The organism is Phenylobacterium sp. P4_E10 (genome assembly GCF_056401675.1).
On record NZ_JBFUIW010000003.1, the window covers coordinates 287,032 to 309,298 of the forward strand.

At 67.8% G+C, this 22,267-nt stretch carries 24 protein-coding genes; 7 read left to right on the top strand and 17 right to left on the bottom strand.

Annotated elements, in window-relative coordinates:
* The first annotated feature begins 3 nt into the window (after positions 1-3).
* From AC1DQJ_RS05285 to AC1DQJ_RS05300, 4 genes are read left to right on the top strand one after another with little or no spacing between them, the layout of a single operon-like run.
* Positions 4-624, top strand: a complete 621-nt coding sequence (locus tag AC1DQJ_RS05285; protein WP_477600966.1) for a CvpA family protein — start codon at positions 4-6, stop codon at positions 622-624.
* Entirely contained in the window at positions 621-2,114 is a 1,494-nt protein-coding gene (gene purF / locus AC1DQJ_RS05290) for an amidophosphoribosyltransferase (RefSeq protein ID WP_477600968.1), read from the top strand. Before AC1DQJ_RS05285 ends, purF begins: the two co-directional genes overlap by 4 nt.
* The gene (locus AC1DQJ_RS05295) at positions 2,111-3,112 is read left to right on the top strand and encodes a bile acid:sodium symporter family protein (RefSeq protein WP_477600970.1); all 1,002 of its coding nucleotides are present in this window, start codon (positions 2,111-2,113) and stop codon (positions 3,110-3,112) included. The genes purF and AC1DQJ_RS05295 overlap by 4 nt, the downstream gene beginning before the upstream one ends.
* Positions 3,105-3,854, top strand: coding sequence for an SDR family NAD(P)-dependent oxidoreductase (locus tag AC1DQJ_RS05300; protein ID WP_477600972.1), 750 nt, complete (start codon positions 3,105-3,107; stop codon positions 3,852-3,854). The genes AC1DQJ_RS05295 and AC1DQJ_RS05300 overlap by 8 nt, the downstream gene beginning before the upstream one ends.
* Here the strand turns inward: AC1DQJ_RS05300 and der are convergent.
* The 5 genes from der to AC1DQJ_RS05325 all read right to left on the bottom strand — a co-directional run bounded on the left by der (position 3,802) and on the right by AC1DQJ_RS05325 (position 9,659).
* Positions 3,802-5,439: a ribosome biogenesis GTPase Der gene (der, locus tag AC1DQJ_RS05305; RefSeq protein WP_477600974.1), complete on the bottom strand. Its 1,638-nt coding sequence runs from the start codon at positions 5,437-5,439 to the stop codon at positions 3,802-3,804. The two genes, AC1DQJ_RS05300 and der, sit on opposite strands and share 53 nt — an antisense overlap.
* A gap of 20 nt (positions 5,440-5,459) precedes the next feature.
* A complete protein-coding gene (locus AC1DQJ_RS05310; RefSeq protein ID WP_477600976.1) occupies positions 5,460-6,854 on the bottom strand; it encodes an outer membrane protein assembly factor BamB family protein in 1,395 nt (464 codons plus the stop codon).
* Positions 6,851-7,624 carry a tetratricopeptide repeat protein gene (locus AC1DQJ_RS05315; protein ID WP_477600978.1) on the bottom strand — a complete coding sequence of 258 codons (774 nt, stop codon included), beginning with the start codon at positions 7,622-7,624 and terminating at the stop codon, positions 6,851-6,853. Before AC1DQJ_RS05315 ends, AC1DQJ_RS05310 begins: the two co-directional genes overlap by 4 nt.
* A gap of 101 nt (positions 7,625-7,725) precedes the next feature.
* A complete protein-coding gene (locus tag AC1DQJ_RS05320; RefSeq protein ID WP_477600980.1) occupies positions 7,726-8,400 on the bottom strand; it encodes a TetR family transcriptional regulator in 675 nt (224 codons plus the stop codon).
* Positions 8,397-9,659 carry a dicarboxylate/amino acid:cation symporter gene (locus tag AC1DQJ_RS05325; RefSeq protein ID WP_477600982.1) on the bottom strand — a complete coding sequence of 421 codons (1,263 nt, stop codon included), beginning with the start codon at positions 9,657-9,659 and terminating at the stop codon, positions 8,397-8,399. Before AC1DQJ_RS05325 ends, AC1DQJ_RS05320 begins: the two co-directional genes overlap by 4 nt.
* 163 nt (positions 9,660-9,822) lie before the next feature.
* Between AC1DQJ_RS05325 and AC1DQJ_RS05330 the strand changes: the two genes are divergently transcribed.
* Positions 9,823-10,083 carry a helix-turn-helix domain-containing protein gene (locus tag AC1DQJ_RS05330; protein WP_477600984.1) on the top strand — a complete coding sequence of 87 codons (261 nt, stop codon included), beginning with the start codon at positions 9,823-9,825 and terminating at the stop codon, positions 10,081-10,083.
* Here AC1DQJ_RS05330 and panB read toward each other — a convergent pair.
* The 10 genes from panB to AC1DQJ_RS05380 all read right to left on the bottom strand — a co-directional run bounded on the left by panB (position 10,080) and on the right by AC1DQJ_RS05380 (position 18,820).
* The gene (gene panB, locus AC1DQJ_RS05335; protein WP_477600986.1) at positions 10,080-10,907 is read right to left on the bottom strand and encodes a 3-methyl-2-oxobutanoate hydroxymethyltransferase; all 828 of its coding nucleotides are present in this window, start codon (positions 10,905-10,907) and stop codon (positions 10,080-10,082) included. The two genes, AC1DQJ_RS05330 and panB, sit on opposite strands and share 4 nt — an antisense overlap.
* 3 nt (positions 10,908-10,910) lie before the next feature.
* Positions 10,911-11,291, bottom strand: coding sequence for a hypothetical protein (locus tag AC1DQJ_RS05340; protein ID WP_477600988.1), 381 nt, complete (start codon positions 11,289-11,291; stop codon positions 10,911-10,913).
* Positions 11,284-11,868: an RNA polymerase sigma factor gene (locus AC1DQJ_RS05345; protein WP_477600990.1), complete on the bottom strand. Its 585-nt coding sequence runs from the start codon at positions 11,866-11,868 to the stop codon at positions 11,284-11,286. Before AC1DQJ_RS05345 ends, AC1DQJ_RS05340 begins: the two co-directional genes overlap by 8 nt.
* Before the next feature lie 27 nt (positions 11,869-11,895).
* Positions 11,896-12,264: a DUF6249 domain-containing protein gene (locus tag AC1DQJ_RS05350; protein ID WP_477600992.1), complete on the bottom strand. Its 369-nt coding sequence runs from the start codon at positions 12,262-12,264 to the stop codon at positions 11,896-11,898.
* A gap of 209 nt (positions 12,265-12,473) precedes the next feature.
* Positions 12,474-12,827, bottom strand: coding sequence for an ArsC family reductase (locus tag AC1DQJ_RS05355; RefSeq protein WP_477600994.1), 354 nt, complete (start codon positions 12,825-12,827; stop codon positions 12,474-12,476).
* 8 nt (positions 12,828-12,835) lie between these two features.
* On the bottom strand, positions 12,836-14,395 hold the full coding sequence (guaA, locus tag AC1DQJ_RS05360; protein ID WP_477600996.1) for a glutamine-hydrolyzing GMP synthase: 1,560 nt from the start codon (positions 14,393-14,395) through the stop codon (positions 12,836-12,838).
* Positions 14,392-15,681, bottom strand: coding sequence for an RsmB/NOP family class I SAM-dependent RNA methyltransferase (locus tag AC1DQJ_RS05365; RefSeq protein WP_477600998.1), 1,290 nt, complete (start codon positions 15,679-15,681; stop codon positions 14,392-14,394). Before AC1DQJ_RS05365 ends, guaA begins: the two co-directional genes overlap by 4 nt.
* 15 nt (positions 15,682-15,696) lie before the next feature.
* Positions 15,697-16,092, bottom strand: coding sequence for an MAPEG family protein (locus AC1DQJ_RS05370; protein WP_477601000.1), 396 nt, complete (start codon positions 16,090-16,092; stop codon positions 15,697-15,699).
* On the bottom strand, positions 16,092-17,552 hold the full coding sequence (gene guaB, locus AC1DQJ_RS05375; RefSeq protein WP_477601002.1) for an IMP dehydrogenase: 1,461 nt from the start codon (positions 17,550-17,552) through the stop codon (positions 16,092-16,094). Before guaB ends, AC1DQJ_RS05370 begins: the two co-directional genes overlap by 1 nt.
* Positions 17,553-17,623: 71 nt before the next feature.
* A complete protein-coding gene (locus AC1DQJ_RS05380) occupies positions 17,624-18,820 on the bottom strand; it encodes an MFS transporter (RefSeq protein WP_477601004.1) in 1,197 nt (398 codons plus the stop codon).
* Between the two features lie 54 nt (positions 18,821-18,874).
* Here AC1DQJ_RS05380 and AC1DQJ_RS05385 point away from each other — a divergent pair, with 54 nt between their 5' ends.
* Complete coding sequence (locus AC1DQJ_RS05385) at positions 18,875-19,792, top strand: LysR family transcriptional regulator (RefSeq protein WP_477601006.1); 918 nt, start codon at positions 18,875-18,877, stop codon at positions 19,790-19,792.
* Here AC1DQJ_RS05385 and AC1DQJ_RS05390 read toward each other — a convergent pair.
* The gene (locus AC1DQJ_RS05390) at positions 19,762-20,463 is read right to left on the bottom strand and encodes an RlmE family RNA methyltransferase (protein WP_477601008.1); all 702 of its coding nucleotides are present in this window, start codon (positions 20,461-20,463) and stop codon (positions 19,762-19,764) included. The two genes, AC1DQJ_RS05385 and AC1DQJ_RS05390, sit on opposite strands and share 31 nt — an antisense overlap.
* Positions 20,460-21,539 (bottom strand): Ppx/GppA phosphatase family protein, encoded by a 1,080-nt coding sequence (locus AC1DQJ_RS05395; protein WP_477601010.1) that lies wholly within the window; start codon positions 21,537-21,539, stop codon positions 20,460-20,462. Before AC1DQJ_RS05395 ends, AC1DQJ_RS05390 begins: the two co-directional genes overlap by 4 nt.
* 343 nt (positions 21,540-21,882) lie before the next feature.
* Here AC1DQJ_RS05395 and hspQ point away from each other — a divergent pair, with 343 nt between their 5' ends.
* Positions 21,883-22,215 carry a heat shock protein HspQ gene (gene hspQ, locus AC1DQJ_RS05400; protein ID WP_477601114.1) on the top strand — a complete coding sequence of 111 codons (333 nt, stop codon included), beginning with the start codon at positions 21,883-21,885 and terminating at the stop codon, positions 22,213-22,215.
* Positions 22,216-22,267 lie beyond the last annotated feature (52 nt).

A 22,267-nucleotide genomic window follows, 5' to 3' on the forward strand; every position in this document is an offset into this window, starting at 1 on the left:
GGATTGCCCTGGTTCGACATCATCGTCCTGGCGATCCTGCTGACCTCGGCGGCGTTCGGCTTCTTCAGCGGCGCCACCCGCGAAATGGTGCGCGCCCTGTCGTTCCTGCTGGCCGCGGTGATCGCTATCTATGGCCTGCGCTGGACCGCCCCCTTCGGCCGCGAGCTCATCGATCCTGATTGGGCCGGGACCGTGGTGGCCGGCCTCGTCGTGTTCATTGCAGTCTATGCGACAATGCGCATCACCGGGGGGGCCATGGCGCGCGGGGTGCAGAACACCCATGTGCTCGGCGTGCTCGATCGGTCGATCGGCCTTGGGTTCGGATTGTTGCGCGCGCTAGTCGTCCTCGGCGCGCTGCATCTGGCCTTCCAGGCCGCCACTCCGCCCGACCGGGTTCCGAAATGGATGACGGGTGCGGCGTTTTATCCAATGACCAGCGCCGCAGCGAACTTACTTAAGGCCTTCGCGCCCAAGGGTTTGGACATGGCAGATAAGCTCGCCCCCTCGATTGGGGAGGCAGTTCGTGACGGTTCGGCGACGGACCGGGGTGACTCTCGGGACGCCCGAGGCTATGACCCGCGCCAACGAAGCAGGCTCGACGATCTGGTGGAGAAATCCCGATGAACCAGGACCAAGATCGATGGCGCCAGCCGACCTTTCGGGATCCTGACGACGATGCTCCGCGCCTAGAGTGCGGTGTGTTCGGCGTTTACGACACCCCGGCGGCGGCGGCGATCACGGCTCTCGGCCTTCACGCCCTCCAGCATCGCGGCCAGGAGGCGTGCGGCATCGCCGTCTTCGACGGTTCGCGGTTCCATACCGAGCGGCACATGGGCCATGTCGGCGACGCTTTCGCCGGTCACGATCTGGTCGACCGCCTGCCCGGCCACTCAGCCATCGGCCACACCCGCTACTCAACGGCCGGCGGCAGCTTCATCCGTAACGTCCAGCCGATGTTCGCCGACCTTGAGGCGGGCGGCGTCGCGCTGGCTCACAACGGCAACCTCACCAACTTCCTGACCCTGCGCGACCAGCTGGTCGCCGAAGGCGCCATCTTCCAGTCGACCTCTGACTCCGAAGTGATCCTTCACCTGCTGGCCCGTTCGCGGAAGGCCAAGTTCGTCGACCGGTTTATCGACGCGCTGTCCAAGATCGAGGGCGGCTACGCCCTGGTCGCACTGACCAACAAGAAGCTGATCGGCGTCCGCGACCCGCTCGGGATCCGGCCGCTGGTGCTGGGCGACCTCGACGGCAAGCCGGTGCTCGCCTCCGAGACCTGCGCCCTCGACATGATCGGCGCGAAGTTCGTGCGCGACGTCGAGCACGGCGAGATGGTGGTCATCGACCACAAGGGCATCCGCAGCATGAAGCCGTTCCCGGCTGCCCGCGCCCGTCCCTGCATCTTCGAATATGTCTACTTCGCCCGCCCGGACTCGGTCGTGAACGGCCGTTCGGTCTATGAAGTGCGCAAGCGCATGGGCCGCCGCCTGGCCCAGGAAAGCCATGTCGACGTCGACGTCGTGGTGCCGGTGCCGGACTCCGGCGTCCCCGCCGCGCTCGGTTACGCCCAGGAAACCGGTGTGCCGTTCGAGATGGGCATCATCCGCAACCACTATGTCGGCCGCACCTTCATCCAACCGACCCAAGGCGCCCGCGAACTGGGCGTGCGGATGAAGCTTTCGCCGAACCGCAGCGTGCTGGCCGGCAAGCGGGTGATGCTGATCGACGACTCGATCGTCCGCGGCACCAACTCCGTCCGCGTCGTGCGCATGGTGCGCGAGGCCGGCGCCGCCGAGGTCCACCTCCGTTCGGCCTCCCCGCCGATCAAGTGGCCGGACTACTACGGCATCGACATGCCCGATCGCGAGCACCTGCTGGCGGCCAACAAGTCGGTCGAGGAGATCGCCAAGATCCTCGAGGTCGACTCGATGGGCTACCTCTCGGTCGAGGGGCTCTATGCGGCCATGCAGTCCGACCCGCGCGACCCGGTGAACCCGCAGTTCACCGACCACTACTTCACGGGCGACTACCCGACCCGACTGCTGGACCGGGAAATCGCTGAGGGCCGGAATGACGGCGCAGATCGCCAGTTGTCGTTCCTGGTCGACGCGTGAGTTCAAGACCTAGGGCCGCCTGGCTCAAGGCCCTAGGCCTCGATTGGTACATCGCCGCGATCGTCGGCATGGTGGTGCTGGCCTCCGTGCTGCCGGCGCGCGGAGACGCCGCGCCGGTCGTCGCCAATCTGACCAAGGCCGGCATCGCGCTAGTCTTCTTCCTGCACGGCGCCAAGCTCAGCCCCGACGCGGTGCTCAAGGGCCTGCTGCACTGGCGGCTGCACGGCCTGGTCCTGGCCACCACCTTCGTCCTCTGGCCGATGGTCGGCTTGGGGGCCTCGCAGCTGCCGGCCTGGATCGTGCCCGCCGCCTTGGCCCCGGGCCTCGTCTATCTCGCCTGCCTGCCCTCGACCATTCAGTCGGCCATCGGCTTCACCGCCATCGGCAAGGGCAACGTCGCGGCCGCGGTCTGCGGCGCCTCGGTTTCCAATCTGCTCGGCATGATCGCCACGCCGCTGCTGGTCGGCATGCTGTTGGACGCCGACGGCGGCGCGCTCAACTTCGCCTCGTTCGAGGCCATTCTGCTGCAACTGCTGGCGCCGTTCGTGGCCGGCCAGCTGCTGCGCCGGTGGGCCGCCCCCTGGATTCAGCGCCACGCCAAGCCGGTCAGCATGGTCGATCGCCTCTCGATCCTGCTGGTGGTCTACAACGCCTTTTCAGGCGCCGTCGTCGCCGGCATCTGGTCCAAGGTCTCGGCCTTCGACCTTGGTCGGATCATCGTGATCTGCATCGTCCTGCTGGCGATGTCGCTCGGCTTCATGATCTGGGTCGCCCGGACCCGCGGCTTCCCCAAGGAAGACGAGATCGCCATCGCCTTCGCCGGCTGCAACAAGAGCCTGGCCGCCGGCGTGCCCATGGCGGGCGTTCTGTTTCCCGCCGCAACGGTCGGGTTCGTGCTTCTGCCTGTGATGCTCTATCACCAGTTTCAACTGATGCTCTGCGCCGCCCTGGCGCAGCGCTACGCCCACCGTCCGCTTCAAGAGCCAAGTCATGACTGAGTCCCTTCCCCTCGACGGCCGCATCGCCCTGGTCACCGGCGCCAGCCGCGGCATCGGCCGCGAATGCGCCCTCGCCCTAGCGAAGGCCGGCGCCCACGTGGTGGCCACTGCCCGCAACCAGGGCGCGCTTGAGGAACTGGACGACGAGATCAAGGCCGCAACCGGCCGCTCGGCGGTGCTGGTCCCGCTGGACCTGGCGCAAGGCGACGGCATCGACGCGCTGGGCCTGGCCATCCACCAGCGTTTCGGCCGCCTGGACATCCTGGTCCACGCCGCCGCCATCCTTGGCGGCCTGACCCCGGTCTCGCACATTGACCCGCCGATCTGGGATCGAGTGATGACCGCCAACGTCACCGCCACCTATCGTCTGATCCGCTCGACCGAGCGCCTCCTGCGCGCCTCGGACGCCGGTCGCGGCATCTTCCTGACCAGCGGCCGCGTGGATCGCCCCAAGGCGTTCTGGGGCGCCTATGGGGCTTCGAAGGCGGCTGTAGAGCACCTGGTGCGCACCTGGGCCGACGAGCTCGAGAATACGACCGTACGCGCCGCCCTGGTCGATCCGGGCGCCATGCGCACCAAGATGCGGGCTGAGGCAATGCCCGGCGAGGATCCCGCGACCCTGCCCCATCCGTCTGAGATCGGTCCGCTGATCGTCGAATTGGCGCAGGCCCAGCTCGGCCTGCCCAGGTCTAACGTCCGCTTCGACGAGTGGAAGTCGGCCGGGAAGCTCGCTTCGGCTTAACGCCCGGACGCGCCAGCTTGGCGGCCCGGCCCTTCGGGGTCGGGCCAGCGCCCACCTTCAACTTGCCCGGCGAGACCTGCTTCGTCTTGGGCTTCACCTTCGGCTTCGGCTTCTTTTCCGCCGCAACCTCCGGCGCAGCGGCCGCCTTGGCGCGAACCGCCGCCACGCCCTTGGGCGCGGCGACCTTCTTACCGATCTTGGGCGCGAAGTTCGGAACCGAGGACCGCGGCGCAGGCCCGCCCTTTTCCTCGCCCTCGGCGTAGGGGTTCTTGTTCGATTTGACAGTCAGCCGCATCGGCACGCCGGGCATGTCGAAGCTCTCGCGCAGGGAGTTGATCAGGTAGCGCCGATAGTGGTCGGGCAACTGGTCGGCCCGGGTGGCGAACAGCACGAAGGTCGGCGGGCGCGCCTTGGTCTGGGCCATGTACTTCGGCTTCACGCGACGGCCGCCGACTGCAGGCGGCGGATGCCGCTCCATCGCCATCTGCAGCCAATCGTTCAGGTCGCGCGTCTTGACCTTGGTCGACCAGTCCTTGTGGACCTTGAAGACCGACGGCATCAGCCGATCGAGGTGACGCCCGGTCTCCGCTGACAGCGCCACGACCGGTGAACCGCGCAGCTGCGGCAGCAGGCGCCCGGCTTCCTCGGTGATCTCCTTCAGGGTCGCGCCCTGGTTATCGATCAGGTCCCATTTGGTTAGGCAGAAGACCAGGCCCCGGCCTTCGCGCTCGACCAGGTCGGCGATCTGCAGGTCCTGGATCTCGAACGGATGGGTCGCGTCCATCACTAGGATCACAATCTCGGCGAAGGTGATCGCGCGGATGGTGTCGCCGGTGGAAAGCTTCTCCAGCTTTTCCTGGACCTTGGCCTTGCGGCGCAGACCCGCGGTGTCGACCAGCCGGACCGGACGGTCCTCCCAGGTCCAATCGACCGGAATGGCGTCGCGGGTGATGCCGGCCTCGGGACCGGTCAGCAGGCGGTCTTCACCAATCAGCTTGTTGACCAGGGTCGACTTGCCGGCGTTGGGCCGGCCGACGATGGCGATCCGGATCGGCTTTTCGCCCTCTTCCTCGTCGTGTTCGTCGTCGATCTCCGGCCAGACCGCCAGCAGCGACTGGTAGAGGTCGGCCATGCCCTCGCCGTGCTCGGCCGAGATCGCCACCGGCTCGCCGAGGCCGAGGCCGAACGCCTCGTTGACCCCGACTTCGGAGGCTTTGCTTTCGGCCTTGTTGGCCGCCAGGATTACCGGCTTGTCGTGCTTGCGCAGCAGCTCGGCGAACACCTTGTCCATCGGCGTCACGCCGTCGCGGGCGTCGATGACGAACAGCGCCACGTCGGCTTCCTCGATGGCGGTCTCGGTCTGCAGGCGCATCCGCGCTTCGAGGCTGTCATCGGTGACGTTCTCGAAGCCGGCAGTGTCGATCAGCTCCAGATCGATGTCGCCGATGCGACCGGTCGCGAACTTGCGGTCGCGGGTGACGCCGGGTTGGTCGTCGACGATGGCGAGCTTTCGGCCCGCCAGTCGGTTAAACAATGTCGACTTGCCGACATTGGGGCGTCCGACGATAGCGAGCCGCATAGGCATTGGATCAGGTCCGCTCGAGCCTAACGCAGCGCGATGAGTTGAGCCTCATCGGTCGCGATATAGATGGTGCCGTTGACGGCGATGGGTCCGATAAGCGTCGCCGAGCCGAGATTGACGGTCTTTTCGACAGCGCCGGTCTTTGGGTTCAGGGCCACCAGCTCGCCGCTCGAACCGGCCACGATCAGGCGGTTGGAGGCCAGCAGCGGGCTCGACCAGATCGGCTTGGTCGTGACGTTCTTCTTGCCGACGCCCAGGAAGCCGCCGCCGTGCTTTTCGCGGCCCTTGCCGAGGTCCTGGATCCAGTAGATCTGGCCCGTCTCACGCGCGGCGCAGATCACCTCGCCAGCCTTGGAGACGACATAGACGACGTCGCCGGCCGGCCACGGCGTGGTGATGCCGGTCACTGGCAGGCTCCAACGAGCCTGGCCGGTCCGCAGGTCGGTCGCCGCGAAGACGCCGGAGTGGCTGACGGCGAAGACGTCGCCCTGGTAGACAACCGGGCGTCCGGGGATGTCGCGAATTTCGGAAAGCGCGTTGTTGCGGTTGGCGCGGCTGAGCGCCTCGCTCCACAGATCGTTGCCGTTGGCCGCGCGCAGGGCGACCAGTTCGCCGGAGCCGAACGAGGCCACCACGGTGTCGCCGGCGATCGCCGGGCTGGAGGCGGCCAGGATGCGGGCCGATTCCGTCAACGCCTGATAGGTCCAGCCGGCGGCGCCGGTGGCGGCGTCGAAGGTCTGCAGGGTGTTGTCCACCGAGACCGCGAACACGCGGCCGCCGGAAACGGTCGGCGCGGCGTGGATCGGCTGCTCGGTCGCGGTGCGCCACACGACGGCGCCGGTATCGGCGTCCACCTGAGCGGCGAAACGGTAGCCGGAGGTCACATAGAGCTTGCCATCGGCCACGGCCAAGCCGCCCCCGAACGCTTCCTTGTCGCGCTTGGAGTCGGGGCGCAGGTCGACGCTCCACAACTGCGAGCCCGACTGGGCGTCGAACGCCGAGACCTTGGCCTGGGCGTCCATCACATAGATCTTGCCGTTGGCGGCGACGGGCGGCGCAGTGACGTGCACGCCTCGGTTCGACTTCTCGCCGAAGCCGCGCTTCCAGGCGATCGACAGGGCGCCGCCGGCGTCGGCGTGCGCCACCGACTGCTCCGGCGTACCGCCAGGCAGCGGCCAGCTGGTGACCGTCTCCGGATTGGGCAGGAAGAAGTCAGCGCCCTTCAGGGCTTCGGCGACTTCAAGCGTCTGGTCCGCGGCGACGATGGCGATGCGATCGCCCTCGGCGGCCGTCTCCTGCGGACCTTCGTCGTCGCCCTTGAACGGATTGAGTCGATTGACGGTCGAGCAGCCGCTCACGGCGACGCTGGCCGCCAGGAAGAGCGCAAGGAAGCTGGTGCTACGGCGCATAGACGTCATTGAGCTCCGGGGGCAGGCTGTTGTTGGGCAGGCGGCATGGACGGCGGCGGAACCGCGCCCGGCGGCAGCTCGATCGGCGGCGGCAGGGCCAGGGCCGCCTTGACGGCGGCCGGCAGGGCCTTGGCCGAACCGGAATCGATCAGCGCCTTGGCCGCTTCGGCTCGCTGGCGAGAGGTCTCACCGGCGTCCGCCATCAGCCCGATGATCGCGAAATCGCTGCGCGCGCCCTCAAGATTGCCGGCCATCAGCTTGGCGAAGGCCAGCGCCTCGCGGGCTTCAGCCCGGTAGGGGCGGCCTTCCTCGGTAAGCGGCGTCAGGCGGGCCTCCATGTCCTTGTACGGAGCCGTGTCCAACAGGGCGAAGGCGGATTTGAGGCGGGCCGAATCGCCGATGATGTTGTTCGGCGCGGCTTCGGCCGCTTCGTCGAACAGCTTCACCGCGTCAGCCACTTTGTTGTCGGCCAGCTTGAGACCGCCGAGATGCTGCAGCGAGAGCGCCTTGTAGGCCTTGGAAGACCCCTTGCCGACTTCGCCCCAAAGGCGGATCGCCTCGTCGCGGCGGCCGGTGTTGAAGGCCTCGATCGCCTGAGCATACTTCTCGGACGCCTCGGCGGCGGCCTGGTTTCGGAAGTGCTGATAGCCCCACACGGCCAGGGCCACGACCAGGGCCAGGACCAGAACCCCGCCCACGATCGGCAGCACCTTCAGCGCGATCGACTTGTAGCGCTCAGAGCGAAGCTGCTCCTCGACTTCATCAAAGACATCGACCACGTCGGGGGACTCCGCACGAATAGGCGTTAGTGTTCAGAGCGGCGGAACCTATAGCGGCCCGCGCGCGGCTGCAACGCTCGACCTTGCTCCCTTGCCTGGGCCTAGCGACGCACGATCGCTTGGAAGCCCGCGGCGCAGTAGTCGAACAGCCGCGCCCTCACCGCCTCCAGATCGGTTGAGCGGCATAATCCCTCCGACAACTGATCGATGCGGCCGGTCTCCGAGAGCGCCAACATCATTGAGCCGGTCAGGAACTGGTAGCCCCAGTAGAGGTCGCGCAGCTCGGCCTCGGGCATGGCGCGCTTCAGCGCTTCAATGAACTGATGCACCAGCGGATCGAAGAACCGATGCATGGTCTCCCCGCCCCACGCCGGCGTGTTGTTCACCAGCGCCACAAGCCGGAAATAGTTCTTCCAGCCTGCCTCGCCGGTCAGCGAAAGCTCAATCAGCGGGCCGATGAAGGCGGCGATGACGCCGTTGGCGGTCCTGTCCTCGGGATGCGCCGACTCGTAGGCGGCCAGCGCCTCGGCGCGGACCCGGTTGAGGATTTCCGCCCGACGCGCGAACACCGCCTCGAACAGGTCACGCTTGGCGCCGAAGTAATAGTGGATCAGCGCAGTGTCGACGCCGGCCTCGGCCGCCACCTGGCGCGTGGTGACACCGTAGAAGCCATGGGCGGCGAACAACAATTCGGCCGCGTCGAGGATCGCGCCCCGCAGGTCCAGGCCTTCCCCCTTGCGGCGGCGGCCCCGAGCGGCGGCGGGCGGCTTGGTCACGAAGGGCGATCCTCGGCGCGTCGGGCCAGGCAGGTCACCGCCATGTCGGCGGTGACGTTGCCGACCGTGCGGAAGATGTCGGGAATGGTCTCCACAGCAAGCAGGATCGGCAGCAGGTCCAGCGGCACGCCCATCACCAGACAGATCGGGCCGGTGGTCGTGAAGAAGGTGATCTGCCCCGGCAATCCGACCGAGGCAAGGCTGATGACCGCCGCGACCCCGATGCCCGCGGCCAGCAGCGCGGCGTTCAGCGGCACGCCATAGACGTGCGCGCAATAGATCGCGACGCCAAGGTTGGCCGCCGGGCTGGTGATCCGGAACAGCGACACCGCCAACGGCAGGACGACGCCGATGATCGACTCCGGAACGGCCAGTTGACGCGTGCCGGCGATCATCGCCGGCAACGAGGCGATCGATGACTGGGTAGAGAAGGCCACAGCTTGGGCCGGCGCGGCCGCCCGTGCGAAGCCCGGCAAGGAAACCCCCGCAAACAGCGCGATCAGATAGGAAAGCAGCCCAACGGCGATGCAGACCCCCGACAGCAGCAGGATGTAATGGCCCAACGCTCCGGCCGCGCCGAACCCAGCCTTGGCTCCGACGATCAGGGCCAGCGCAAAGACCCCGATCGGCGCGACGAACAGCACCCACTGCACCATCACCAGCATCGCGGCCATGATCGCGTTGAAGACGTTCAGCAATCCGGCGCGCTGCTCCGGGGCGATCCGCGTCACCGCCAGCCCGAACAGCAGCGCGAACACCACCAGCGGCGCCATGCTGGTCTCGGCGGCCGCTTGCACCGGATTGGTCGGGATGAAGGCGCGCAGCCACGCGCCCATGGTTGGGAAGTCGGGCACCTTCTCGGCCGAATGCCCAGCGGCCTCGCGCAGGCCGGCCACCGCCGCCTCCGGCGCGGGCCAGATCGCCAACACGCCGGTGACCGCCAGGGCCGAGAACAAGGCGCTCGCCAACAGGAACATTGCGAACAGACCCAGGGCCCGGGCCGCAGTGCCGCCCGCAGCGGCCGTTCCCGCCGCCGACGAGACACCGACCACCAGCAACGAGAAGACCAGCGGCACGATGGTCATGCGCAGGGCGTCTAGCCAGATCCCGCCGACCGGATCGGCCACCGCGATCACGCGGTCCATGAACGGCTGCCCCGCCAGCAGCGCCCCCAAGATCAGCCCGGCCGCCAAGGCGATCAGGATGCGTACGGTGGTCTTAGAACCGGCGGCGCGAACCGCATTGAGAAGCTTGGCCATCGCGCGGAAACTAAAGCGGGTTCGGGGCTCGGTGAAACTGGTTTTCGGCCCCTGGCGAAATCTCGCGGCCTCGGCCTGCGCGGCGGGCGCCGATCACGCTTGCTCTACCGGACTTGCCCGATCCCGCCGGGGGTCTAAGCTCCACGCATAGGGAGGAGCGGCGATGATCATATCGCTGCCGCCGGCCGACGCGCAGCTCCAGGCGATCGGCCGAAGGTTGAGGGCCGTACGCGAGGCCAGAGGCCTGTCGCTCGACAGGCTCGCGGACGAGGCCAGGATGGCCCACGCCACCTTGTCCCTGGCCGAGCATGGCCGTGTCCGTCTCGATTCAGTTCAGGTCCACGCCGTCATCAGCGCATTGCACGTCTCACCCCGGATCCTGTTCGAACCGGGGCTGGACGTCTCCGGGCTGAGGAAGCTCTAGCCCGCCTTGGCGAAGTAGATCTCGGCCGGTCCGGGGAAGCTGCGCGCGCGCACGTCGTCGGCGTAGCCGGCGACCGCCTTGCTGATCTCGTTACGCAGATCGCCGTAGCGCCGCACAAACTTCGGCGTCCAATCGAACAGGCCGAGCATGTCGTCGGTGACCAGGATCTGCCCGTCGCAACCGGCTGAAGCGCCGATGCCGATCGTCGGAACCGAAATAGCCTCGGTGATCTCGCGGGCAAGCCCCTCGGCGACGCCCTCGACCACGACCGCGAAGGCCCCTGCCTCGGCGGTGGCGCGAGCCTCCTCGAGGATGCGCGCGCGCTCGTCGCCGCCCTTGCCCTTGGCCTTGAAGCCGCCGTCGACCAGCACTGCCTGCGGGCGAAGGCCGACGTGGCCCATCACTGGGATCCCGCGCTTGACCAGATAGTCGATGGTGTGGACCACGGTGGGCCCGCTCTCGACCTTGATGGCCTGGGCGCCGGTTTCCTTCATCACCCGCGCGGCATTCGCATAGGCGATCTCCGGGGCGCCCTCGTAGGAGCCGAACGGCATGTCGACCACGACCATGGCGCGCTTGGCCGTGCGCATCACCGCCTGGCCATGCATGATCATCATCTCCAGCGTCACCCCCACGGTGTTGGGCAGGCCGTGCACGACCATGCCCACCGAGTCGCCGACCAGCAGCAGGTCGCAATGCTCGTCGAGGATCTCCGCCATCGGCGCGGTGTAGGCAGTGAGGCAGACCACCGGTACGCCGCCCTTGCGCGCGGCGATGTCGGGGGCGGCGAGACGCCTGACGGTTTCCTGACGCTGAGCCGACATCGATCAGAACTCCTCGAACACCCGGGTGATGGCGAAGCCGAAGGCCAGCAGGGCCATTCCGCTGGCGATCCATACCACGGACGAGCCTTCCGGCAGCGCGGACAAAAGGTCCATCCGCGGGGTGAGCTCCCGCATGCCGGTTTCGATCAGCCGGGTCGAGCCGGTGGAGGCCGTCTCCAACTGCTGCATGAAGTTCGACATGATCAGTTGGCTTGCGCCGATGACGCCGCCGACCAGGCCGGCAGCTCCGATCGTCCAGCGCCGGATACTCCAGCCGCGATCAAGCTTGCGCTCAACCGAAGCGGCGAAAGCCTTCTCGTCAGAGAAGGCGGGCGGCTCATTGAACAGGCGTTCCAGACGCCGCTCGAACTCGAGGTCAGCCATTTTCGCGCCTCCCGTCCAATTGAGCGCCATTGGCCGGCGCCAATCGCGCTCTGAGCTTCTCCAGACCACGTTTGACATGGGACTTGACCGTTCCAAGCGGCAGATTCAAGGCGTCGGCGGCTTCCGCATGCGAAAGGCCCGCGCCGTAGCACATGGACACACAGATACGTTCGGCTGCGCCCAGCGAGCGCAAGGCGTCGTCCAGGTCGATGCGGCCCGCCGTGTCCGGCGCGGGCGCGACCTCTTCGGAGTCCTCACTGGCGGCGGCCAGGCTGGCGATCCGGCGCTCCTTCTGCAGGCGGCGGAGATAGGCGCGCGCGCCAATCTTCTTAACCCAGGCCGCGAATGCGCCCTCGCCGCGGAACTCCCCGATCCGCTCGAAGGCGGTGAGAAAGGCGTCCTGAGCCACGTCGTCGGCTTCCGCCGCCGGAGCGCCCATGCGGCGCAGCAGCCCGCGCACCGCAGAACCGTGCCGGCGCACCAGCTCCCCAAAGGCCGAACGGTCGCCCGCCGCCGCCAGGGCCGCCAGTTCCACGTCGTGGAAGCTCGCCAGTCTAGACAATTGAGAGCCCGTCATCTGGGCTTTCCCCCTCCCCTCGAGGGCCTACTTGCCGCGCGCGACGAAGGACAGCGCGATCAGCGCCAGCCCGATGAAGCCCGGGAACGCGGCGACGCCGAGCATCGGATAAAGGGCGTCGGGCTCTTCGAATGAGACCGCAAAACCCAGGGCCGCGAAGCCGACGGCCACGCCCAGCCAGATGATCCCGGCGCGCATGTCGCGATACGGCGACGGCGGCGCCTTCACGTCGCTGGTCAGGGCTTCAAGGACTTCGGCCGGAAGTTCAGCGCCCTTTTCGATCGACGCCCGCAGCGTGTCCTGCAGCTTCTGGCGCTCGACGCTCTTCAGATAGCGCGGCACCAGCACGATCGCCGCAATCATTGCGAAGAACGTGAGTGGGATGAGGATTTCCATGTTGTTTGCTCCTTCTCTCGATGCGCGGGCCTAACAGCCCCGTTCTGATAGGAAAGAGGCGTCCGTCGATGCCAACAGATGCAAGATCAGGGATGAAATGTTCGTCATGATTTGCAGCGGGCCGAATAGCCCCCGACCGACGAACGCAAACAACAGAAGCCGGCGGGGCTACTCGCCGCAGATTGGCCGCGTGGAAGCAGCCTGTCGCTCTATTTTTGACTGAACTGCGCCGCGTAGGCGTCGGGCTTGAACCCGACCAGCAGCTTGCCGTCCACATCCAGCACCGGGCGCTTGATCATCGAAGGCTGGGCCAGCATCAAGTCGATGGCCTTGGCCTCATCCAGCCCGACCTTGTCGGCGTCGGGCAGCTTGCGGAAGGTGGTCCCGGCCCGGTTGAGCAGCACCTCCCAGCCGACCTGCGCGGCCCAGCCGGCCAGCCGTTCGCGCTCGACGCCCACCGCCTTATAGTCGTGAAAGCCGTAGGCGATCCCGTGCTCATCGAGCCAGGTCCGCGCCTTCTTCATGGTGTCGCAGGCCTTGATGCCGAAGATCGTCGTGGTCATCGGCCGGCCTATTCCCACTCGATGGTGCCGGGCGGCTTCGACGTGACGTCGTAGACCACCCGGTTGACGCCGCGGACCTCGTTGATGATCCGCGTGGCGCAGCGGCCCAGCACCTCCCAGGGGAACTCGAAGAAGTCGGCGGTCATGCCGTCGGTCGAGGTCACCGCACGCAGGGCCAGCACGTCCTCATAGGTGCGCGCATCACCCATCACGCCGACGGTCTTGACCGGCAGCAGCACCGCGAAGGCCTGCCAGATCGAGTCGTAGAGGCCGGCCTTGCGGATCTCGTCGAGATAGATGGCGTCGGCCTGCTGCAGGACGGCGACCTTTTCACGGGTAATCTCGCCAGGGATGCGGATCGCCAGGCCCGGACCCGGGAACGGATGGCGGCCGACGAAGGCCGGTGGCAGGCCGAGCTCGACGCCGAGCGCGCGAACCTCGTCCTTGAACAGCTCGCGCAGCGGCTCGACCAGCTTGAGCTTCATGTAGTCGGGCAGACCGCCGACATTGTGGTGGCTCTTGATTACCGCCGAGGGGCCGCCGCTGGCCGAGACGCTCTCGATGACGTCGGGATAGAGGGTGCCCTGGGCCAGGAACGCCGCGCCCTCGATCTTGGCGCTCTCCTTGTCGAAGACCTCGATGAACAGGCGTCCAATTGTCTTGCGCTTGGTCTCCGGATCGCTGATGCCGGCCAGCTCGCCGAGGAACAAGTCGGAGGCGTCCACGTGCACCAGCGGGATGTTGTAATGGTCGCGGAACATCGTCACGACCTGCTGGCCCTCATCCTTCCGCAGCAGGCCGGTGTCGACGAACACGCAGGTCAGCTGATCGCCGATCGCCTCATGGATCAGCACCGCCGCCACTGATGAGTCGACGCCGCCCGAGAGTCCGCAGATCACCTTGGCGTCGCCGACCTGGGCGCGGATCTTGGCCACCTGCTCCTGACGGTAAGACGCCATGGTCCAATCGCCCTTCAGTCCGGCGATCTTGTGGGTGAAGTTGCGCAGCATCAGCGCGCCGCGCGGGGTGTGCGCCACCTCCGGGTGGAACTGAATGCCGTAGTAGCGGCGCCCCTCGTCGGCGATGACCGCGAACGGCGAGCCCTCAGAGGACGCCACCACGTGGAAGCCCTGCGGAATGGCGGTGATCTTGTCGCCGTGGCTCATCCACACGGTCTCTTTCGCGCCGACCGCGCCCAGCCCGTCCAGCAGCGGGCTCTCGCGCTCGATCAGGATCTCGGCCCGGCCGAACTCGCGGGTGTGACCGCCCTCGACCGCCCCGCCCAGCTCGGCGCACATTGTCATTTCGCCATAGCAGATGCCCAACACCGGCACGCCGAGCTCGAAGACCTTCTTGGTCACGGCCGGGCTTTCGTCCTCATGGACGCTGGCCGGGCCGCCGGAGAGGATCACCGCCTTGGGGCCATAGGCCTCGATCATCCCGTCGATCTTGTCGAACGGATGGATCTCGCAATAGACGCCGGCCTCGCGCAGGCGGCGTGCGATCAGCTGGGTCACTTGGCTGCCGAAGTCGACGATCAGGACGCGTTCGTGGGCTTGTTGAGTCATTGCGGGGTCCATTTGGCGCGCTCAAGCACGGCGACGAAGAAGCCGTCGGTGGCCGAGCTGCGGGGCGAAAGGCGAAGGTATCCTTCCGCCGTCAGGTGGCGGGCGAGGTGCGGGTTGGCGGTGGCCGGGTCGACGCGGAAATCCATCCAGCGCTCGAGGAACGCGGCGACGCGGTCCTCGTCCTCCTCCGGCAGCACCGAGCAGGTGACGTAGACGATCCGCCCGCCTGGCTTCACGAACTGGACGGCGTGGTCGAGCACGGCGTCCTGGTCGGCCATACGCTGGCTCAGGGTCGCGGGCTTCAGCCGCCACTTGGTGTCTGGATGCCGCCGCCATGCTCCGGTGCCGGTGCAGGGCGCGTCGATGAAGACGACGTCCATCTTGGCGGCCAGGCCCCTCAGGGCGTCGGGATAGATCGGCGAGCGGACTTGCAGGTTGCGCACGCCCGCGCGCTCGGAGCGGCGCACGGTGTCGGCCAGCCGGCGCGCCTCGCTGTCATAGGCGTAGATCTGCCCCTTGTTGGCCATGGCGGCGGCCAGGGCCAACGTCTTGCCTCCGCCGCCGGCGCAGAGGTCGAGAACCTGCGCGCCCTTGATCTCGCCGGCGGCTTCGGCGGCGATCTGCGAGGCCAGGTCCTGGACCTCGAACCAGCCCTTGGAGAAGGCCGGGACGGCTTCCAGCGACTGGCTCCGCTCGCTCGGATCGGGGGCGGCGATGCGCAATGCGTTCGGCAGCACACCTGTCGGGTTGGCGTTGAGCGGCGCGAGCGCCTTCAGCGCCTGCTCGGCGTCAGTCTTCAGGGTGTTGACCCGCAGGTCCACCGGCGCGCGCTCTGAGAGCATCGCGCCCTCCAGCGCCGCCTCGTGGCCAAAGGCCCGGGCGAAAGATGTCTGCAGCCACTCGGGATAGTCGCCCCGGATCGATGGCGGCGCATCGGCCAGGTCACGCGGCGCGACCAGGGCGGCGCGTTCGGCTTCGGTCAGCGGGCCGGGGCCGTGCGGCGCGTCGCCGGCGGCCTCGGCGATCCGTTCGATCGGCCAGTTCCAGAGTACGTGCAGGGCGCAGAGCGCCGCGGCGCGCGGGCTGTCTTCGCCCATCCGCCATCCGAGCGAGCGGCGGCGGCGCAGCACGTCGAGCGCCAGGCCCGAGACCCAGGCGCGGTCCTTCGACCCGGCGAACCGTGAGGCGTCCCCCCACGTCTTCAGCGCCAGCTTCACAGGCCGGTGGCGCGTCTCGACGTCGGTGAGGATCTCGATGGCTGCGGAGAGGCGTCCGCCGTCACGCAAGGGCTGTTCTCATAGTCAGAGGAATATGGCGGCCACGACCGCCAAGGTGCCGCCGAACCCCACGAACCAGACCAGGCTGCGCACGAAGGGAACGGCGAGGATGTATGCGACCGGATGCAGGGCGCGGGCGACGACATAGAGCAGCGAGCCCCACATCGTCAGATCGCCCAGCTTGGCGGCCAGATAGGCTACGACCACCGCCACGGCGTGAAGCGGAAACGTCTCCAGGAAGTTGGAGAACGAGCGCTCCAGCCGCGCGGCGTTGCCGGAGAGCGGCCGGGGTTCGTCACGCGGCCCCCTGCCCCACTCCAGGCCTTGCTGGCCGCGAGCAGCGGCCGCCGCCCAGAGCAACTGGACGAGGCCGATCACGACGGCGACGCCCAGCAGCTTCAGTTCGACGGCCATGCCCATCAGACCGGGCTCGTATAGTTCGGCGACTCCCGGGTCATCATCACGTCGTGGACATGGCTTTCGCGAAGCCCCGCGCCGGTGATGCGGATGAACCGCGCCTTGTTGCGGAACGTCTCGAGGTCCGGCGCGCCCACATAGCCCATGGCCGCCCGCAGGCCGCCGACCATCTGGTGCAGGATGGCCCCGATCGGACCCTTGTAGGCCACCTGCCCCTCGATGCCCTCGGGCACCAGCTTCAGCGCCGAGACCTCCTTCTGGAAGTAGCGGTCGGCCGAGCCATTGGCCATCGCGCCCAGCGAGCCCATGCCGCGATAGGCCTTGTACGAGCGGCCCTGGTACAGGAACACCTCGCCCGGGGCCTCGTCGGTGCCGGCGAAGGCCGAGCCCATCATGGCTACCTGCGCGCCCATGGCGAGCGCCTTGGCCAGGTCGCCCGAGTACTTGATGCCGCCGTCGGCGATCACCGGGACGTCGGTGCCCTTGGCGGCGCGGACGGCGTCGGCGATGGCGGTCAGCTGCGGCACGCCCACGCCCGCAACGATGCGGGTGGTGCAGATCGAGCCGGGACCGATCCCGACCTTCACGGCGTCGGCGCCGGCGTCGATCAGGGCGCGAGCCCCTTCGTAGGTGGCGACGTTGCCGGCGACGATCTGGACGCGGTTGGTTTCGCGCTTCAGCCGGCCGACAGCCTTGGCGACGTCGGCGTTGTGGCCGTGGGCGGTGTCGATCACCACCACGTCCACGCCGGCGTCCACCAGGGCCATCGAGCGCTCGTAGCCGGCGTCGCCGACCGTGGAGGCCGCGCCGACCAGCAGGCGGCCCTGGGCGTCCTTGGCGGCGGACGGATAGGCCTGGGCCTTCTCCATGTCCTTGACCGTGATCAGGCCGATGGCGTGGAAGGCTTCGTCGACGACGATCAGGCGCTCGATCTTGTGCCTGCGCAGCAGATCGCGGGCCTCGGCCTGAGTGACGCCCTCGCGGACGACGATCAGGTTGTCCTTGGTCATCAGCTCCTTGGCCGGGATGTCGTCACGGCCTTCGAAGCGCATGTCCCGGTTGGTGAGGATGCCCACCAGCTTGCCCGAGCCGCGCTCGACCACCGGGAAGCCGGAGATCTTGCGGCGCGCCTTGATTTCGCGGATCTCGCGCAGCGGCGTGTCCGGATGAATGGTCAGCGGATTGATGACCATGCCGCTCTCGTAGCGCTTCACCTCGCGGACCTGATCGGCCTGCTCCTCGACGGTGAGGTTACGGTGCAGCACGCCCAGACCGCCGGCCTGGGCCATGGCGATGGCGAGACGACTCTCGGTGACCGTGTCCATGGCGGAGGACACGAGGGGGATATTGAGACTGATTTCGCGGGTGAACTTGGTGGTCGTGTCCACCTGGGTTGGCATCACGTCGGATGCGCCCGGTTCCAGCAAAACGTCGTCGAAGGTAAGACCTTCGCGAATGTCCATGAAAGGCTCCATTTTGCGAGCCGCGTATAAGCCCTTGGGGGCGCCTCGGGCAAGGGCCGGTTCAAGCGTAATCATGCCGCAGCGTGCTCCTTCTGGGGTTGAACGCGGGTCTGAAGTCCAAAAGTCATCGTGAACATGACCAGGCAGAGCCCGGCCGAGATGCCAAGCGCCGCCCTTGGCGATTCGGCGATCGCCAGGCCGTAGAGCACCGGACCACCGATCTGCAGCACCTGGGCGGGCTGGGTCAGCAGGGCAGAGCGATAGGCGTAGTTCGACGGGCCGAACATGCTGAGCGGCAGCACGCCCTTGGCCACGGTGATCATACCGTTGCCGGCCCCCTGCCCCAGCGCCAGCAGCGGCGCGGCCTTAGCGCCAAGCGCCAGCAGGGCCGCCGCGCCCAGCGGGTGCATCAGCGTGGCGATCCGCGTAGAGACCAGCGGCGCCACCCGGCGCAGAATCGTGAATTCGGCGAAGCGGACGCTGACGGCGGCGACGCCGACCAGGCCGGCGATCGCCGCGGCGCGGGCCGGGGCCAGTCCGAAGCTGGCGAGCAGCCGCGGTAGGTGATTGGCCATGGCGCTGGAAATGAACCAGGCGCAGGCGAACAACACCGCCAGCTGGACCATCCGGCGGTCCCAGACGACGGGGACGCGCTCAGTGTCCGCCCCCTTGCGGGCGTGGCCGGCGACCTTGGGCGTCACCATTGCCACCAGGGGCAGGCAGACCGCGGCGTGCACCGCCGCCCAGGCGAAGCAGGCTCCACGCCAGCCAAGGGCCTCCGTCAGATAGCCGGTCAGCGGCCAGCCGACCGCCGAGCCCAGCCCGCCCAGCAGGGCGACGCCGGTGATCGGCCGCCGCGCCTCGTCGCCGTAGAGCGCCACCAGGATGGCGAACGGCGTGCCGTACATGCCGATGCTCATGCCCACGCCCAGGACCAGCACCGCCAGCGTCAGGGCGGCGGCGTTGACCGCCAAGCCCAGCAGCACCAGGGCCAGCGCGAAGATCAGGCTGGAGGCCAGCAGCACGCGCTTGCCGCCTCGCCGGTCGATCCAGCGCCCCGCCGCCGGCGACAGCAGCGGCGACACCGCCAGGGCCAGCGACATCAGCCCAAAGATGAAGGTCGCGGAGAGCTTGAGATCGCCGGCGATCGCGTCGGCCATGACGCCCATCAGATAGTAGCTGGAGGCGAAGGCGACCGTCTGGCCCAGGCCCAGCACCAGGGTGATCGCCAGGCGCCGTGCGGGTGTGTGGTTGGGCTCGTCCGTCATGGCGAGCTTGTGCGCCGGTTGGGAAATTGAGGAAACCGATATATTGGTCCTTTGATGTTCGAAAATCTCACATCCGGCGCACCGCCTTCTCTCAACGCGCTGCGGGCGTTCGAGGCAATGGCGCGGACCGGCAAGGCGACCCTGGCCGCCGAGGAACTGAATGTCACCCACAGCGCCGTCAGCCGTCAGGTGAAGGCGCTGGAGGCGCATCTGGGGGTTCAACTGTTCACCGGCCCCAAGCACCGACTGGAACTGACCGAGGCCGGGCGCAGCCTGCTGCCCGCCCTCACCGCCGCCTTCGACCAGATCGCCTCCGCCGTCCGCCAGGTGCAGGTCGGCGGTGAGGAACTGCTGATCGCCGTCAACGCCAGTGTTTCAGTGAAGTGGCTGATCCCGCGCCTGGCGCGGTTCAAGGTCGCCCACCCGAAGGTGAACCTGCAGCTGGCCGAGCTTCCCTCGCACGCCACCTCGTATCGCGGGGCCGACGCCGTTGTGCGCATCGTGCCGACCAGCCGGCTGGCCGATCCGGGCGCCAGCGCCTTCATTCCCAACCACCTGGGGCTGGTGATGGCCCCCGCCCTGGCCGAACGGTTCGCGCAAGATCTGCTAAAGGCGCCGCGCTTGACGGCCCAGACCCACCCGCAAGCCTGGGCGATCTGGGCGGCGCTGGCCGGGATGGAGCTGACGCCCGCGCCCGAGCAGCCGTTCGCCCACCTGCACTTCGCCATCGACGCGGCGATCGCCGGGCTGGGCGCGGCGGTGATCTCCTGGCCGCTGGTCGCCGACTATGTCCGCAACGGCCGCCTGGTCGCGCCGATGGGCTTCAGGAAGGCCGAAAGCGCCTTCGCCATGCTCGCCTCGCCCGGCGCTGGAGGCCGGCCGTTGGAGCAATTCCGCAGGTGGCTGGTGGCGGAGGGCGCAAAGACCGACGCGCCGCCCGCTCAGCCCTTGAACCCCGTCGCCACCAGATAGACCTCGGACGAGTCCGCGCGGCTGGCCTTGGGCTTGATGTTCTTCACCTCGGTGAAGTGGCGCTTGAGGTCGGCGATGACCTCGGAGGTCTCGCCGCCCTGGAAGGCCTTGGCGACGAACGAGCCGCCGGGCTTCAGCACGCTGATCGCGAACTCGGCCGCGGCCTCGATCAGCCCCATGATCCTCAAGTGGTCGGTGCGCCTATGGCCGACCGTGTTGGGCGCCATGTCGGATAGCACCACGTCGGGCCGGCCGCCCAGCAGGTCGATCAGCATTGGTCCGCAGGCCGGATCGGTGAAGTCCATCTCCAGGATGTGGGCCGGGGCCAGTGGATCGACCGGCAGCAGGTCGACGCCGACGATGTGGGTCACGCCGCGCTCGATGGCGACCTGGGTCCAGCCGCCGGGCGCCAGGCCCAGGTCGATGACCCGCGCGCCGGGTTTCAGCAGGCGCAGCTTGTCGTCGAGTTCGGTCATCTTGTAGGCCGCGCGGCTGCGGTAGCCGTGGGCTCGGGCCTTGGCCGCGAACGGATCATTGATTTGCCGGTTCAGCCAGGCCTGCTGGGACGGGGTGCGATCCTTGGCGGTCTTCAGGCGCGCGGGCTTGGTGCGGCCTTCTTCCAATCCGCCAGTCGGCGGTTTGACCATTCTCTTGCGGGGCGGTTCGCTCATTCCGCAGCGTTTACAGTGGAAGCCGCGCCCAATCCACGACCGCGACGACGACGACGACGGCGCTTGCTCTTTCCGGTCCCTGCCATGAGCGACATCAGGATGCCTTCGCGCAGTCCGCGGTCGGCCACCCGCACCCGCGTGCAGGGCCAGACTTCCTGCACCGCCTGGAGGATCGCCGCCCCGGCCAGCACCAGATCGGCGCGATCCGCGCCGATGCAAGGCTGCTCGGCCCGCTCCAACGGGCTGAGGTCCAGCAGCATGCGCGCCGCTTCGTCGCACTGGGCCCGGGTCATCCAGATGCCGTCGACCTGGGCGCGGTCGTAGCGCTTCAGGCCCAGATGCATGCCAGCCAGGCTGGTGATGGCGCCCGAAGTGCCGACCAAGTGGGCGTTATCGGCGTCGAAGATAGGCCGCAGTTCGTCGGCGTGGCGAAATTCGCGCAGCTCGTCCTTCACCGTCTCGACCATGGCGCGGAACCAGCCGTCGGTGGCGCGCGCGCCCTCCGGGAAGCGCTCGGCCAGGGTGACGACTCCGATCGGAATGGACAGCCATGCCTTGATGGGCAGGCGGGCCGGCGAGAACTTGGCGAGCTCGGTCTCTAGGCCGCCGCTGGTGAGATCGACCCAGCTGAGCTCGGTGGACCCGCCGCCGACATCGACCACCAGCGCCGCTTCGGAGCGGCGATCCAGCAGGTTCAGGCAGCCGGCGACCGAGAGCTGGGCCTCCTCGCGCGGGGTGATGATCTGCAGGTGCAGCCCGGTTTCGGACGCGACGCGGGCCACGAACTCCGGGCCGTTCTCAGCGGCGCGGCAGGCCTGGGTGGCGATCGCCTTCAGCTTGACCACCTTGCGGCGTCGGACCTTCTCGGCGCTGACCTTGAGCGCCGCGAGCGCACGATCCATGGCTGCGTCAGATAGTCGCCCCGTCTGAGAGAGGCCCTCGCCTAGGCGAACGATACGCGAATAGGCTTCAACAACCCGAAATCCGCGCCCCGACGGGGTTGCGATGAGCAGTCGGCAATTGTTCGTACCGAGATCGAGCGCGCCGTAGCACGGCGAATCCGCTTGCGGCGTCACAGGACTTTTCCTGGCCGCAGCGTCGGTTACGCGATCAAGCGTGGTTGTCACCGGCCAGGCGACCAAAACGCTTGCGCACCAAGGCTTTGGAACGCGTCCTTCGCGAACGCGCTCGACAGCGCCACAGTCATGGACACTCTTTCGTCCTTGCAGGCGCCGCGGATGAACGCCTCGTTTCACAGGCGACTGTAGCAAGGCTATTCGCCTCTCGGAAGGCGCGCCCTTGCGCGGGCGAAGATGAGCAGTACGTTCACCTCCCAGTTAGGCGACGGGATCTAGAATCGGATTTATGGACGCACGAATCGAAAAAAGTGGTCGGGACTTGGTGGCGCCGCCCGCGGTGTTGGCCGAACCGCGCCTGGCCAAATACGCCATCGGACAAGTGGTGCGGCATAAGCACTACCCGTTCCGCGGCGTGATTTTCGATGTGGACCCGACCTTCGCCAACACCGAGCAATGGTGGCTGTCGATCCCCGAAGAGATCCGTCCCCGCAAGGACCAGCCATTCTATCACCTGCTGGCCGAGAACGAGGACAACGCCTACGTGGCCTATGTCTCAGAGCAGAACCTGCTGGCGGACGAGAGCGGCGAGCCGGTTGGCCATCCGCAGGCCTCGCTGATCTTCGAGTCGTTCCACGAGGGCCACTACGTCCTGCGGCCGCGGATTAGCCACTAGCGATCAGCCACGGCAAGGGTGTTCCAATCGTCGCCACGGTGACGCAAACTTT

Bases quoted from the DNA above. Each gene is read 5' to 3' on its own strand.
- purF (WP_477600968.1), top strand. From the start codon at position 621: ATGAACCAGGACCAAGATCGATGGCGCCAGCCGACCTTTCGGGATCCT.
- AC1DQJ_RS05300 (WP_477600972.1), top strand. From the start codon at position 3,105: ATGACTGAGTCCCTTCCCCTCGACGGCCGCATCGCCCTGGTCACCGGC.
- der (WP_477600974.1), bottom strand. From the start codon at position 5,439: ATGCCTATGCGGCTCGCTATCGTCGGACGCCCCAATGTCGGCAAGTCG.
- AC1DQJ_RS05310 (WP_477600976.1), bottom strand. From the start codon at position 6,854: ATGACGTCTATGCGCCGTAGCACCAGCTTCCTTGCGCTCTTCCTGGCG.
- AC1DQJ_RS05325 (WP_477600982.1), bottom strand. From the start codon at position 9,659: ATGGCCAAGCTTCTCAATGCGGTTCGCGCCGCCGGTTCTAAGACCACC.
- AC1DQJ_RS05330 (WP_477600984.1), top strand. From the start codon at position 9,823: ATGATCATATCGCTGCCGCCGGCCGACGCGCAGCTCCAGGCGATCGGC.
- panB (WP_477600986.1), bottom strand. From the start codon at position 10,907: ATGTCGGCTCAGCGTCAGGAAACCGTCAGGCGTCTCGCCGCCCCCGAC.
- AC1DQJ_RS05340 (WP_477600988.1), bottom strand. From the start codon at position 11,291: ATGGCTGACCTCGAGTTCGAGCGGCGTCTGGAACGCCTGTTCAATGAG.
- AC1DQJ_RS05345 (WP_477600990.1), bottom strand. From the start codon at position 11,868: ATGACGGGCTCTCAATTGTCTAGACTGGCGAGCTTCCACGACGTGGAA.
- AC1DQJ_RS05350 (WP_477600992.1), bottom strand. From the start codon at position 12,264: ATGGAAATCCTCATCCCACTCACGTTCTTCGCAATGATTGCGGCGATC.
- AC1DQJ_RS05355 (WP_477600994.1), bottom strand. From the start codon at position 12,827: ATGACCACGACGATCTTCGGCATCAAGGCCTGCGACACCATGAAGAAG.
- guaA (WP_477600996.1), bottom strand. From the start codon at position 14,395: ATGACTCAACAAGCCCACGAACGCGTCCTGATCGTCGACTTCGGCAGC.
- AC1DQJ_RS05370 (WP_477601000.1), bottom strand. From the start codon at position 16,092: ATGGGCATGGCCGTCGAACTGAAGCTGCTGGGCGTCGCCGTCGTGATC.
- guaB (WP_477601002.1), bottom strand. From the start codon at position 17,552: ATGGACATTCGCGAAGGTCTTACCTTCGACGACGTTTTGCTGGAACCG.
- AC1DQJ_RS05380 (WP_477601004.1), bottom strand. From the start codon at position 18,820: ATGACGGACGAGCCCAACCACACACCCGCACGGCGCCTGGCGATCACC.
- AC1DQJ_RS05385 (WP_477601006.1), top strand. From the start codon at position 18,875: ATGTTCGAAAATCTCACATCCGGCGCACCGCCTTCTCTCAACGCGCTG.
- AC1DQJ_RS05390 (WP_477601008.1), bottom strand. From the start codon at position 20,463: ATGAGCGAACCGCCCCGCAAGAGAATGGTCAAACCGCCGACTGGCGGA.